13 protein-coding genes are annotated in these 12,942 nt (G+C 35.9%); 12 read left to right on the plus strand and 1 reads right to left on the minus strand.

The genetic code is table 11. The annotated features are described in order from the left end of the window. Positions 1–51: 51 nt before the first annotated feature. The 12 genes from NLJ82_RS07610 to NLJ82_RS07665 all read left to right on the plus strand — a co-directional run bounded on the left by NLJ82_RS07610 (position 52) and on the right by NLJ82_RS07665 (position 12,083). Positions 52–966 (plus strand): superoxide dismutase, encoded by a 915-nt coding sequence (locus NLJ82_RS07610; protein WP_000082669.1) that lies wholly within the window; start codon positions 52–54, stop codon positions 964–966. Between the two features lie 111 nt (positions 967–1,077). Then, complete coding sequence (gene dacB / locus NLJ82_RS07615; RefSeq protein ID WP_001252622.1) at positions 1,078–2,202, plus strand: D-alanyl-D-alanine carboxypeptidase DacB; 1,125 nt, start codon at positions 1,078–1,080, stop codon at positions 2,200–2,202. After that, entirely contained in the window at positions 2,195–2,791 is a 597-nt protein-coding gene (gene spmA, locus NLJ82_RS07620) for a spore maturation protein SpmA (protein WP_000247808.1), read from the plus strand. The genes dacB and spmA overlap by 8 nt, the downstream gene beginning before the upstream one ends. Next, entirely contained in the window at positions 2,788–3,318 is a 531-nt protein-coding gene (spmB, locus tag NLJ82_RS07625) for a spore maturation protein SpmB (protein ID WP_000029510.1), read from the plus strand. The genes spmA and spmB overlap by 4 nt, the downstream gene beginning before the upstream one ends. 289 nt (positions 3,319–3,607) lie before the next feature. Beyond that, the gene (gene rluB / locus NLJ82_RS07630; RefSeq protein WP_000440555.1) at positions 3,608–4,336 is read left to right on the plus strand and encodes a 23S rRNA pseudouridine(2605) synthase RluB; all 729 of its coding nucleotides are present in this window, start codon (positions 3,608–3,610) and stop codon (positions 4,334–4,336) included. 94 nt (positions 4,337–4,430) lie between these two features. Beyond that, positions 4,431–4,952 carry a thiol-disulfide oxidoreductase ResA gene (gene resA / locus NLJ82_RS07635; RefSeq protein WP_000742197.1) on the plus strand — a complete coding sequence of 174 codons (522 nt, stop codon included), beginning with the start codon at positions 4,431–4,433 and terminating at the stop codon, positions 4,950–4,952. A gap of 121 nt (positions 4,953–5,073) precedes the next feature. Then, complete coding sequence (gene resB / locus NLJ82_RS07640) at positions 5,074–6,699, plus strand: cytochrome c biogenesis protein ResB (protein ID WP_000910530.1); 1,626 nt, start codon at positions 5,074–5,076, stop codon at positions 6,697–6,699. A 14-nt stretch (positions 6,700–6,713) separates the two neighbouring features. After that, a complete protein-coding gene (gene resC, locus NLJ82_RS07645) occupies positions 6,714–7,871 on the plus strand; it encodes a cytochrome c biogenesis protein ResC (protein ID WP_000250096.1) in 1,158 nt (385 codons plus the stop codon). 302 nt (positions 7,872–8,173) lie between these two features. Beyond that, positions 8,174–8,890: a DNA-binding response regulator ResD gene (resD, locus tag NLJ82_RS07650; protein WP_000426862.1), complete on the plus strand. Its 717-nt coding sequence runs from the start codon at positions 8,174–8,176 to the stop codon at positions 8,888–8,890. Then, positions 8,890–10,665, plus strand: a complete 1,776-nt coding sequence (gene resE, locus NLJ82_RS07655; RefSeq protein WP_000964682.1) for a sensor histidine kinase ResE — start codon at positions 8,890–8,892, stop codon at positions 10,663–10,665. Before resD ends, resE begins: the two co-directional genes overlap by 1 nt. 137 nt (positions 10,666–10,802) lie before the next feature. Further along, positions 10,803–11,384 (plus strand): cob(I)yrinic acid a,c-diamide adenosyltransferase, encoded by a 582-nt coding sequence (locus tag NLJ82_RS07660; RefSeq protein WP_000781285.1) that lies wholly within the window; start codon positions 10,803–10,805, stop codon positions 11,382–11,384. A gap of 84 nt (positions 11,385–11,468) precedes the next feature. Next, positions 11,469–12,083 (plus strand): peptidoglycan DD-metalloendopeptidase family protein, encoded by a 615-nt coding sequence (locus NLJ82_RS07665; RefSeq protein WP_000645701.1) that lies wholly within the window; start codon positions 11,469–11,471, stop codon positions 12,081–12,083. A gap of 28 nt (positions 12,084–12,111) precedes the next feature. On the opposite strand, the gene NLJ82_RS07670 is transcribed toward NLJ82_RS07665, so the two are convergent. Next, complete coding sequence (locus NLJ82_RS07670; protein ID WP_000711807.1) at positions 12,112–12,798, minus strand: hypothetical protein; 687 nt, start codon at positions 12,796–12,798, stop codon at positions 12,112–12,114. Positions 12,799–12,942 lie beyond the last annotated feature (144 nt).

Raw genomic sequence — 12,942 nt, forward strand, 5'->3', positions numbered from 1 at the left:
AAGAGATTTCCTTTGAATATATTTAAGGGGATAGCATTAAGGAGGTGTAACATGAGTCAGCAAGGTGTATTCACAGATTACTTTCATGAAGTAGAAAGCTGGTGTGAAAGTGTTCTTCACGTATTAGATAGCCGTGCAATGGAAGTGTATGATGTCCATATGCTTGCTTATAAAATTCAAACGTTATTAGACCGTATGAAAGAGCATGAGTATGATACAGATGCAGAGTTTATGTATGAAATAAGTGATGATGTAGAACATATTCAGCATCATTTGCAGGAAGTATTCGTGCAGGGGGAAGAGGAATATGAACTATGTGAAAGAGGGGATAGTGAACGAGCTGTTCCAATTGGAGGGCATACACTCCCACCACTACCTTATCCATATAATGCGTTAGAACCGTATATTTCTAGAGAAATTATGATGTTACACCATGATAAACATCATCGTAGTTACGTGGAAGGATTAAATAAGGCAGAGAAGATGATGGAAGAAGCGAGAAAAACAAATCAATTTGATTTAATTAAGCATTGGGAAAGAGAAGCTGCTTTTCATGGATCAGGTCATTACTTGCACACAATATTTTGGAATAACATGAAAAAAGGTGGCGGCGGAAGTCCAAGAGGGGCTCTTTCACACCGGATTGAACAAGATTTTGGAAGTTTCTTGCGTTTTCAAAAACATTTTACAGAAGCAGCCTCTAAAGTGGAAGGTTCAGGATGGGCAATTCTCGTTTGGGTTCCCCGATCGGGAAGATTAGAAATTTTACAGAGTACACTTCATCAATTATTTACACAATGGGATACGATACCGCTCCTTGTACTAGACGTGTGGGAACATGCGTATTATTTACAATACCAAAATCGAAAAGATGAATATATTAAAAATTGGTGGAATGTTGTAAATTGGCCGGATGTAGAAAAAAGATTTGAAAGTGCAAAACAAATAGAATGGACACCTTATTAGACGCAGGTTCTCTGCGTCTTTTTTATTGGAAGGAGAGGGAGATTTCGTTCATATTTTAAAAGGCCAAGCATACACTTGTACAAAAAGTGCCAAAAGGACGTGGGGGGAAATATGAGACGAATTTGTGTAATCATTACGCTTCTTATTATGTACGCAAGCGTTATACCAATTCCTACATATGCAAAGATGACCAGCAATGTTAGTGCTCGAAATGCTGTATTAATGGAGCAACAGTCAGGTCGCGTATTATACGGAAAAGCAGAACATGAGCCGCAAAAGATTGCTAGTATAACAAAAATTATGACTGCCTTGTTAGCTGCTGAGTCAGGAAAAATGAAAGAAATGGTCTCGGTTAGTAATGAAGCAGTGAGAGTAGAAGGCTCAGCAATTTATTTAAAGCCTGGACAGAAAGTAAAATTAGAGGATTTAGTATATGGACTCATGCTTAGATCTGGTAATGATGCAGCACAAGTAATTGCTGAAAATGTAGGAGGGAGTATAGAAGGGTTTGTATATTTAATGAATGAAAAGGCGAAACAAATTGGAATGAAAGATACTCACTTTTCAAACCCACATGGTTTGGATGGAGATGGATCCCATTATTCGTCGGCCTATGATATGGCACTTTTAACAAGGTATGCAATGGGGAACGAAACCTTTAAGAAGATTTTTGGGACAAAAACGTATAAATCAGATTCGTGGGATTATCCGTGGAAAAACAAACATAAACTTGTGACGTCTTATTATGAATTTGCAACAGGAGGAAAAACGGGTTTTACGAAGAAAGCAGGCCGGACGCTTGTTACAACAGCATCAAAAGATGGACTAGATCTAATTGTCGTAACTTTGAGCGCTTCTAGTGATTGGGATGATCATATGAATTTATTTGATAAAGGTTTTGACCGTTTCGAACAAACAAAAGTTTTAGGACAAGGAGCACTTGCTGAAATAACCGAAAAGAAATACGCCAATCATGTTTACACGAAAAATAGTTTTTCAGTACCTTTAACTGAAGAAGAAAAAAAGAGCGTAGTATTAAAAGTTGAACTAGATAAAAGTGCAAAGCTTGTGGATGGAGTAAAGGTTGGAAAGACAGACGTTTATGTTGGCAATGAGAAAGTTGGAGAACGGAATTTATTTTATAGTAAACGAAAGTTAGTAGCTACAACGGGAATGTACTGGAATAATGTGAAAGAAATTTTTTCTTACATGATAGGTGTTGGGAACGATGGTTAATCTCGTATGGGTAGCGATGGCTGTCATTGGGATTGTGTATGCGATGATAAATGGAACAATGGAAGAAATAAATAAAGCTGTATTTGATGGAGCGAAAGATGCGGTAACGATTTGTATAGGACTCATTAGTGTTTTAGTATTTTGGCTCGGCTTAATGAAAATTGCAGAGGAAGCCGGATTGTTAAAAAAGTTAGTGGCACTTTTTATGCCGATAGTAAAAAGGCTGTTTCCAGAAATACCGAAGGATCATCCGTCAATGGGATTTATTTTATCAAATATGATGGCAAACTTTTTTGGTTTAGGTAATGCAGCGACCCCTCTTGGCATTAAAGCGATGGAACAATTGAAAGAGTTAAATGGAGGGAAGGATTCGGCGAGCCGTTCTATGGTAACGTTTTTGGCATTAAATACATCAGCGATTACTTTAATTCCTACGACCGTCATTTCGATTCGAATGACGTATGAATCAGCAAATCCAACTGAAATTGTTGGGGTAACATTCATTGCACAAGTACTCTCTATGATCGGAGCGATTTGGATTGACCGCTATTTTTACCGAAGAAGGAGTAGGAAGGGGCGGAAAAAATGAGCATTGTCAATACGATATCATTATGGGTAATCCCTTGTGTCATTGGTTTTATCCTTCTATATGGCACGATAAAGAAAGTTCCGACGTATGAATCGTTCGTTGAGGGGGGAAAAGAAGGGATTCAAATTGCAATCTCTATTTTACCGTTTATGGTTGGAATGCTCGTATCTATTTCTATATTTCGAGCTTCAGGTGCATTAGATGCAATGATATCAGTAATGAAGCCGATGTTAGATTTAATTCATGTCCCAGCAGAAATTGTTCCACTAGCACTTATACGTCCTATTTCGGGCTCTGCTGGTTTAAGTATTACGACCGATTTAATTGCGACGTATGGACCGGACTCGTTCATTGGGCGATTGGCTTCTACGATGCAAGGGAGTACAGACACAACTTTTTATATTTTAACAGTATACTTCGGAGCTGTTGGAATTAGAAAAATGGGAGATGCATTAAAAGTAGGACTTTTTGCCGATTTAATCGGAATTATTTGTTCGATTGTATTTGTTTCTCTATTGTTTCAGTAATGCTATTCATTTTTTATGCTATTTCGCTTATAATACGTATACGACCACTATTAAGGTGTTGCTTAATAGTGGTTTTTTTATGCGGTATTTTTGACAAAATAATGAACTTTTATTGTGAGCAATATGAAAAATATGGACAATAATAAAAGGTAAAACCATGATTTGACCTTTATATGTTTATTATCATCGCTATGTTGTTTAAGTAAGATGAAGCGAAAAGCCGTCAAGCGTATGCGGTTGCCAAGTCTTTCTAATGTAAGGTAAGATAAATTCGAGGTGAAAAAAAGAAATGGAACGATTACAAAAAGTGATTGCGCAAGCAGGTATTGCATCGAGAAGAAAGGCTGAGGAATTAATTCAGCAAGGAAAAGTGAAAGTTAACGGGAAAATAGTGAAGGAGTTAGGAACGAAAGTAACTCCTCAAGATAAAGTAGAAGTAAATAACATCCCTCTTGAAAAAGAAGAACCTGTTTATTTTTTACTATATAAACCAACTGGCGTAATTTCAAGTGTATCAGATGATAAAGGAAGAAGTGTTGTAACAGACTTTTTCCCGGAAATTACACAACGTTTATTCCCAATCGGACGCTTAGATTATGATACGTCTGGCGTATTATTAATGACAAACGATGGGGACTTCGCAAACGTATTAATGCACCCTAGATATAAAGTTGAAAAAACATATGTTGCAAAAATAAAAGGTCCTCTAACAGGTGAGAAAATTCGCATGTTAGAACGCGGTGTTATGTTAGAAGACGGAAAAACAGCACCAGCGCGTGTGAAAATCATTTCTTGGGACAAGCGTAAAGAAATGGCAATTGTACAATTAACAATTCATGAAGGTCGTAACCGTCAAGTACGTCGTATGTTTGAAGCTTTAGACTGTAAAGTAGTGAAACTAAAGCGTGAACGCTATGCTTTCTTAGAAGTAGGAAGCCTGCGACCTGGTGATGCAAGAGAATTGACACCACATGAGGTAAAACAATTACGTGCATTGGCTTCTACAAAGCCTCGCTAATCGATATTGTGAAAATTTCACCAGTGGAATGCTCCGCTGGTGATTTATTAAAAAATACATATATTCATCACTCGTCGAAGAGAGGGGAGACAATATGAAAAAAAATCGCTTATTATTTCGCGTTATTATTCTGCTCATTTTATGTGGTGCTGTAGGATTTACACTTTATCAAGGATATTTCTCTAAAGAAGAGAAAATGGAAATTGGAAAAGAAGCACCTAACTTTGTTGTGACAGATTTAGAAGAAAAGAAAATTGAGCTAAAAGATTTTAAGGGAAAAGGTGTATTTTTAAACTTTTGGGGTACGTGGTGTAAACCTTGTGAGAAAGAAATGCCTTATATGAATGAACTATATCCAAAGTATAAAGAAAAAGGCGTTGAAATCATTGCGTTAGATGCAGATGAAACGGATATTGCTGTTAAGAATTTTGTGAAACAATACGATCTTAAGTTCCCCGTTGCAATCGATAAAGGTGGAGAAATTATAAAAACGTATGGAGTAATACCATTACCAACAAGCTTCTTGATTGATAAAGATGGTAAGGTGATTCAAGAGATTAAAGGTGAACAAACGAAGGAACAATTGGAGGAGTATTTAAAGAAAATCACTCCGTAATAAAGAAAACCTTTACATACAAGGCGCTTACCTATAGTGCCTTCGGTTTAAAAATTCTGAGTATTGCGGTAACTTTAGGTTAGAATATACAATAGTACATATAGATACAGGGGCGGTGAGAGTGTTGAAAGAAATTAAATGTGAATGTGGACATGTGAATCCGATAGGAACTGTTTTTTGTGAAGCTTGTGGGAAACCATTTGAAAGCAATGAAAATATAAAACTATTGGATATGCGCTATGAGGGGAGTGCTCGGAGATCTCTCACGCAAACAAAAACGATTATTGATAAAATTTGGAGCTTTTTCTCTTCTGTAAAAGTCGGTGTATGGCTCATTGTAATCACTTTAGCTGCATCGGCGATAGGGACTATTTTTCCGCAAGAAATGTACATAACTCCAGGAATTGCACCAGCTGAATATTATAAGCAAGAATACGGATTTTTAGGGCAATTATACTATCAATTAGGCTTTAATAATTTATACGGTTCATGGTGGTATATGATGTTAATTGCTTCAATTGGTATTTCACTTGTGATATGCAGTTTAGATCGTGTCATTCCACTTTATAAAGCCTTAAAGAAGCAAGGGGTGAAAAGACACCCTAGCTTTTTAAAGAGACAAAGATTATACGGTACTGGTACACCGCAAGATGGTGATTTTGAAAGAGTTCAAAAGAATTTAAAGAAAAGAAACTATAACGTAAAAGTGGAAGACGGAAATATTTTGGCGGAAAAGGGACGGTTTTCACGCTGGGGTCCATATGTGAATCATATCGGTCTCATCATCTTTTTATTCGGTGCGATGCTTCGTTTTTTACCAAGTATGTACGTAGACGAAGCGCTTTGGTTACGTGACGGTGAAACGAAAGAAATACCTGGAACGGATGGGCAATACTATTTAAAAAACGAGAAGTTTATAAAGGAAGTTTATGATAAAAGTAAGGATAAAGAAGTTTTTGATGAAGCAATTGACCGTGTAGGTGATAAAATGATTGCGAAAAACTTCCAAACGAATGCCGTATTATATAAAGCGGTAGGTGAAAAGATAGCTGGACAAAAACCAAAATTGGAAAAAGTAAAAGAAGTTGAAATTCGAGTAAATGAACCGCTGAAATTTGATCAATTTGCTGTTTATCAATTGAGTTATAGAGAAAATGAATTTAAAAGTATGTCCTTCCGTTTGCAAAATAAAGAAAATAATCAAAAGTGGGGACCGATTAAAGTTGATTTAACAAACCCTGCAGAAAAATATGATTTAGGAAATGGTTATTCTTTAGAACTATTAAGCTATTTCCCTGATTTTTATTTTGATGAGAATGGAAGACCAAATACAAAAACAAAATTACCAAACAACCCTGCATTTGTATTTAAAATGTTTACACCTGAAACACCAGATGGTGAAGTGAGTTTTGTTGGTATTCAGCAAAATATAGAACCTGATGGGAATAACAAATATAAAATGTCCTTTGCAGGTGTGGAAATGCAAAATGCAACAGCACTTACTGTAAGAAAAGATTTAACGCTTTGGATTCTCGGTATTGGAGGGTTTATATTTATGGTTGGTGTCATTCAAGGAATGTATTGGAATCATCGCCGTATTTGGATACAACGCGTTAATGATGAATGGTGGATTGCAGGACATACGAATAAAAACTGGTTCGGTTTAAAGAAAGATATTGAAAGAGTACTAGAAGGTACAGCAATTCCGCAACCAAATGATAAAGTAGTCGATAAAAAAATTAGTTAAGGTGGGGAAACGATATGGTGCAAATAAGTAGTAACTTTCTCTTTACCGCATTTATTTTATATTTAATTGCCACTCTATTTTTTGGGGGAGCAATTAAAGAAAAGGGTCATAAATGGGCAAATGTAGGAATAACGATTACAATTTTAGGGTTTATTGCACAAACAGTTTATTTTGTAACAAGGTGGATTGCATCAGGTCATGCGCCAGTTAGTAACTTTTTTGAATTTGGTACGTTTTTCGGCATGATGCTTGTCGGAGCATTTATTGTCATGTACTTTATGTACCGCGTAAGTATAATCGGACTATTTGCATTACCAGTTGCGCTTTTATTAATTGCTTATGCAAGTATGTTTCCGAGGGAAATATCACCGCTTATTCCATCTTTAAAAAGTAATTGGTTACATATTCACGTGACGACTGCGGCTGCAGGACAAGCAATTTTAGCAATTAGTTTTATTACGGGCGTTATGTATTTATTAAAAAATGTAGATCAATCAGTGAAAAGTAAACGTACATTTTGGCTAGAGACGGTAGTATTCACACTTGTTTGTACAGTTGGGTTTATTGGAGTAACAACGGTATATTCTAGTATGAAATATGAAGCAAAGTTTCAATGGATTGATAAAAATGAACAACAAGTGGAAATGAAATACAATCTTCCGGCTTTAGTGGGGCCGCATGAAGGGAAGTTACTGACAGAAAATAAATTAGAGCCGACAGTTGAAGTTCCGGCGATTGTAAATGCGAAAAAATTAAATACTGTTATTTGGTCAGTGTTAGTCGGAACGTTACTCTATATTGTATTAAGGCTAATTTTACGTAAACGAGTATCAGCGGCACTTCAGCCGTTAGTGAAAAATACGAACAGCGATTTGTTAGATGAAATAGGATATCGTTCTATTGCAATTGGATTCCCAGTTTTCACATTAGGTGCATTAATTTTCGCCATGATTTGGGCTCAAATAGCGTGGACACGTTTTTGGGGTTGGGATCCAAAAGAGGTTTGGGCGCTTATTACTTGGCTCTTTTATGCTGCGGTATTACATTTACGTTTATCAAAAGGATGGCATGGAGAGAAGTCAGCGTGGTTAGCGGTAATTGGTTTTGCAATTATTATGTTTAACTTTATTGTAGTAAACTTAATTATCGCGGGTTTACATTCATACGCATAGAGAAATAAAATAGGAGAGTGTATGTCACTTTCCTATTTTATTTTTGTCAACTTTTCTTCTTTTTTGAGAAAAACATGACAAAGTAGCGGTTGATTTTGTAAAATGATGTCGAGGACATTATATACTGTTCAAAAAAAATACATAGTTTTGGAAAAAAATTGAACAAACTTTATTATTCTTGTGAAGCATAATATGGAAAGTGAAACATTTAGAGGATTGCTTAAATAAACGAGAATAGCGCAACATAATAGTATAGAAGGGTAGGTGTGAACCGTTGTGGTAAAAGTACGCAACGGGTAGAAATGGAAAATGAATCAAGAATTTTAATTGTAGATGATGAGGATCGTATTCGTCGTTTGTTGAAAATGTATTTAGAAAGAGAACAATACACAATTGAAGAAGCAGACAATGGTGATACAGCTTTAGAAATGGCGCTGCAAAATGATTATGATTTAATTTTATTAGATCTTATGATGCCTGGTAAAGATGGTATCGAAGTATGTAAAGGGGTTCGTGAGAAGAAAGCGACGCCAATTATTATGTTGACAGCAAAAGGTGAAGAAGTAAATCGAGTACAAGGGTTTGAGGTAGGAACTGATGATTATATTGTGAAACCATTTAGCCCACGTGAAGTAGTGCTTCGAGTGAAAGCGGTCTTACGCCGTTCTGTACCAACAACATTCTTTACACAAGATACAACGACAAAAGATGTTACTGTATTCCCTCATTTAACAATTGATAATGATGCACACCGTGTTACAGCAGATGGTAATGAGGTGAACTTAACACCGAAAGAGTACGAATTACTATTATTCTTAGCGAAAGCGCCTGATAAAGTATTCGATCGTGAGCAATTGCTAAAAGAAGTATGGCAATATGAATTCTTCGGAGATTTACGTACAGTTGATACGCATGTAAAGCGTTTACGTGAGAAGTTAAGTAAAAAATCACCCGATGCTGCGAAGATGATTGTTACCGTTTGGGGCGTAGGTTATAAGTTTGAGGTTGTGAACGACTGATGCTTTGGAGAAGTGTAGTAGGGAAGTTATGGATGACCATATTACTTCTCGTTTCGTTCGTGCTTGGATTTGTTGCGATTTTACTTTCACAGTTTTTTAGAACATATTATGTAGATATGAGTGAAGCTAGGCTTCAAAAAGTTGCAACAAGTGTTTCAGAGTTAATTGAAGAAGGTGCCGATGTAAAAACGATTGAGAATATCGCGTACAAATTCTCTGACCCACTTTCAAGGATCATTATTGTAGAAGATGGTAAAGAAATATCTTCTTCACCGAAACAAGAAGGATTAGTCACTCTTACAATGGATGACTTAAAAGAAGATAAAGAATTAGCGGCTGTGTTTACAGACAAAAAAGAAATTAAGAATAACATTAGAAAAGCCTCTAATAGTAGAAAGAATAAAAATACTGAAAATGATATTATGATTGTCGGAAAACCAGTACAGTCAAAAAATCAAAGTGCAGTGTTTGTATACGAATCTTTACAAGTGCCGATACAAGGTATGGAAAGAACGACTGATTTTATATTCTTATCAGCAGGGATTGCGATTATATTAACAACTTTCTTTGCATTCTTCTTATCTACTCGAATTACAGCACCCCTTCGTAAAATGCGTGAGGTTGCTTTTGAGGTGTCGCGTGGGAAGTTTGATGCAAAAGCTCCTATGGTATCCCAGGACGAGATTGGTGAGCTTGCAACAGCCTTAAATCAAATGGGGAAACAGTTGAAGTTTAATATGAATGCCCTGCAGCAAGAGAAAGAACAGTTAGCTAGTATTTTAAGTAGTATGGCAGATGGGGTTATTACATTAAATCAAGAGGGTGAAGTCGTTGTAATCAATCCGCCGGCTGAACATTTCTTACAAGTTTGGCAAGAAGAAAAAGAGATAGAGCTCAGTAAAAAACTACCTTCTGAACTTGTTGAACTATTCCATCTCGTTGTAGAAAGCGAACAACAACAAGTGGTTGAAATTAATTTACAAAAAGGTAACTATGTAGTTCTTATGACGCCGCTTTACAATCAAACGAAAATTCGTGGGGCTGTAGCTGTATTGCGTGATATGACGGAAGAACGCCGTCTTGAGAAAATGCGCCAAGACTTTATTGCGAACGTATCACATGAACTTCGTACACCGATGGTCATGCTTCAAGGGTATAGTGAAGCGATTTTAGATGATATTGTGCAAACAAAAGAAGAAATTAACGAGTTTGTTCAAATCATTTATGACGAATCCGTTCGTTTAGGTAAACTTGTAAATGAATTGTTAGATTTAGCGCGTATGGAAAGTGGTAATGTAGAGTTACATATAGGTGAAGTTGATATTCATCCTTTCGTTGAAAAAATAGGTCGTAAATTCCAAGGGATTGCAAAGGATAAAGAAGTCGCGTTAACGGTTGATTTCAAAAATCCAATTGAGCAATACCCGTTTGATGCAGATCGTATGGAACAAGTATTGACGAATTTAATTGATAACGCAATACGTCATACGAATGCAGGTGGACACGTAACACTTGTAATTGATACGAAAAATAATGGTCTTATTTTTGAAGTACAAGATTCGGGCGCTGGTATTCCAGAAGAAGATATTCCATTTTTATTTGATCGTTTCTATAAAGCTGATAAAGCAAGAACACGTGGAAAAAAAGGTGGAACAGGACTCGGGCTTGCGATTGCAAAAAATATTGTGCAAGGCCATGATGGGAAAATTGCTGTTTCAAGTGTTGTTGGAGAGGGAACTACATTCTCTGTATATTTACCGAATCGTATAATTTAGATATGCGTTTTTAAAGTTGATAATGAATAAAGTTCTACTGTTGTTTATTTTTTTGTAAAATCAATTAAATAAATAATAGTAGAACTTTTTTTCTAACTTAGTCGAATGAAGAATGATGAGAGGGGTGTCGTAAAGCGATGAAATTATATACAAAAACAGGAGATAAAGGGACAACAAGTGTAATAGGCGGCAGAGTGGATAAAGATAATATCCGAGTTGAAGCATATGGCACAATAGATGAGGCGAATTCTCATATTGGATATGCGATGACTAAACTACAAGGCGGGTCTTTCGGAGATATTTACAATGAACTTGAAACGATTCAACATGAACTATTTGATTGCGGGGGAGACTTGGCGATAGTAGGCGAGAAAATTCCTTATAAAGTAAAAATTGAAATGGTCGAAAACTTAGAAAGTAGGATTGATTCGTATATAGAAGAAGCACCGCCGCTAGAACGGTTTATTTTACCAGGTGGAAGCGAATCGGCAGCTGCTATTCATATTGCACGTACAGTTGTAAGGCGAGCAGAACGATGTATCGTGTCCTTGCAAAAGGAAGGAGAAATAAATGCAGTTGTTCTAAAGTATGTCAATAGATTATCTGACTATTTATTTGCAGTAGCTAGAGTAATAAACGCTCGATTACAAGTAAAAGATGTAGAGTATAATCGCAGTGCAATCGTTTTTCGTGATAAGAAAGAGAAGGAAGTGGAGTGATTCACTTTCTTTTTTTGTATACTTTTTTCTGTAATATACCAAAATAGAGAAGGTATGGTCGTAATTAGAAAACGGAGGATGTATATGAAAGCTTTAAAATACGGCGTCATGTTATTGACAGTACTGTTTTTATCTCAATTACATGTGTACGCAGAGGGAAATCAATGGGCATGGCCTGTTGAAGGACAGATAAGTGATTATTTTGGAACAAGGCACGGAAAACACTACGGTATAGATATAGCGGCACCGATCGGCACGCCTGTGTCAGCTATTCAAGAAGGGAAGGTAACAAAGTCTTATTATTCAAGTAGTTATGGAAACGTTATATTTATTAAACATGGAGAATATGAGGCTGTGTATGCACATTTAAATAAGAGATATGTAGTTCAAGGAGATTATATTTCAAAGGGAGAAATAATTGGAGAAGTAGGAAATACAGGAGAATCCCGAGGTGCACACTTACATTTAGAAGTTCATCAAGGAAAATGGACGATGGCAAAAAAGAATGCGATGAATCCATTGCTTGTTTTACATGAACAAAGAAATGAAACAGTTTCTTCATCGTTATACGTCGTCCAAAAAGGCGACACTCTAGTTAGCATTGCGCGGAAATTTAGAATGTCCGTTAAGGAAATTCAAGAAAAAAATGGATTGCAACAAGAGCTCATTTATCCAAATCAACAATTATATGTAAAGTAAAAAAAGAGCTAGTTTAACTAGCTCTTTTTTACCAAAAAATAAAGACACATATAAATCCAGAAATAGCTAAGTAGCTATATAAGTAAAATACTTTCGCTCTTGTTTTTTCGTTTGTTCGAAATAGTACAATAGTCGGTTCAATTAAACCAATTGTCAAACAAAGTAAACCAAGAAGCATACAACCGATTGAAATAGAGTACAGGGCGATTTGTGGTCCTTGAAATGGAATCATCCATTTTAATAAAAATGCAATGAGTGCAGTATAGCAAATGCTGCCGATGTATTTATTCAACGGTGCATTAGAACGGAAACCAGGAAGTTTTTTTAAGAAAGAGCGGGAAACAACTTCAGTTTGTAAAGATGTATGCTCTTCGATTATTTTTTGAGCTTCTTTTCCTTTTTGGAAAAGGGATAATATCCAGTTTCGCTCACCTTGAAAAATAAATTGTGAAGTTGTTAAATAATGATCCACCTTCACTTTATTCCAACTCTTCCACGGATGACGCTCACATAATTTTAATTTACTTTCTGTCTTTTTATCATACTGATAAATACTGATGCCATCTTCATCGAAAGCAGCATAGTATGTCTCGCTTGAGAATGTGCCTAAATCAATTGGACAGTAGAAAAGTAATTCTTTTTTTAAGTAAAAGTATTCTTTCCTTAAGTTTTTTTTCATTGTTTCTCGAATAGAGTGTCTCTTCTCTTTCTTCATGACATTTCCTCCATAATCCAGAAAATGTTCTTATCTTAACAATTCAACATCTTATCACTTTTAATTATATATGACTAGGGGATTCATAGGAGAAATGCCGAATACTAAAAAATATGGAGTGTATTGTAAAATATAATGAATGAT

The sequence above is a fragment of the Bacillus paranthracis genome, assembly GCF_024296885.1.
GTDB lineage: Bacteria > Bacillota > Bacilli > Bacillales > Bacillaceae_G > Bacillus_A > Bacillus_A paranthracis.

Excerpts from the sequence above, each read along its gene's own strand:
- NLJ82_RS07610 (WP_000082669.1), top strand. The coding sequence starts at position 52 with ATGAGTCAGCAAGGTGTATTCACAGATTACTTTCATGAAGTAGAAAGC.
- dacB (WP_001252622.1), top strand. The coding sequence starts at position 1,078 with ATGAGACGAATTTGTGTAATCATTACGCTTCTTATTATGTACGCAAGC.
- spmA (WP_000247808.1), top strand. The coding sequence starts at position 2,195 with ATGGTTAATCTCGTATGGGTAGCGATGGCTGTCATTGGGATTGTGTAT.
- spmB (WP_000029510.1), top strand. The coding sequence starts at position 2,788 with ATGAGCATTGTCAATACGATATCATTATGGGTAATCCCTTGTGTCATT.
- rluB (WP_000440555.1), top strand. The coding sequence starts at position 3,608 with ATGGAACGATTACAAAAAGTGATTGCGCAAGCAGGTATTGCATCGAGA.
- resA (WP_000742197.1), top strand. The coding sequence starts at position 4,431 with ATGAAAAAAAATCGCTTATTATTTCGCGTTATTATTCTGCTCATTTTA.
- resC (WP_000250096.1), top strand. The coding sequence starts at position 6,714 with ATGGTGCAAATAAGTAGTAACTTTCTCTTTACCGCATTTATTTTATAT.
- resD (WP_000426862.1), top strand. The coding sequence starts at position 8,174 with ATGGAAAATGAATCAAGAATTTTAATTGTAGATGATGAGGATCGTATT.
- resE (WP_000964682.1), top strand. The coding sequence starts at position 8,890 with ATGCTTTGGAGAAGTGTAGTAGGGAAGTTATGGATGACCATATTACTT.
- NLJ82_RS07660 (WP_000781285.1), top strand. The coding sequence starts at position 10,803 with ATGAAATTATATACAAAAACAGGAGATAAAGGGACAACAAGTGTAATA.
- NLJ82_RS07665 (WP_000645701.1), top strand. The coding sequence starts at position 11,469 with ATGAAAGCTTTAAAATACGGCGTCATGTTATTGACAGTACTGTTTTTA.
- NLJ82_RS07670 (WP_000711807.1), bottom strand. The coding sequence starts at position 12,798 with ATGAAGAAAGAGAAGAGACACTCTATTCGAGAAACAATGAAAAAAAAC.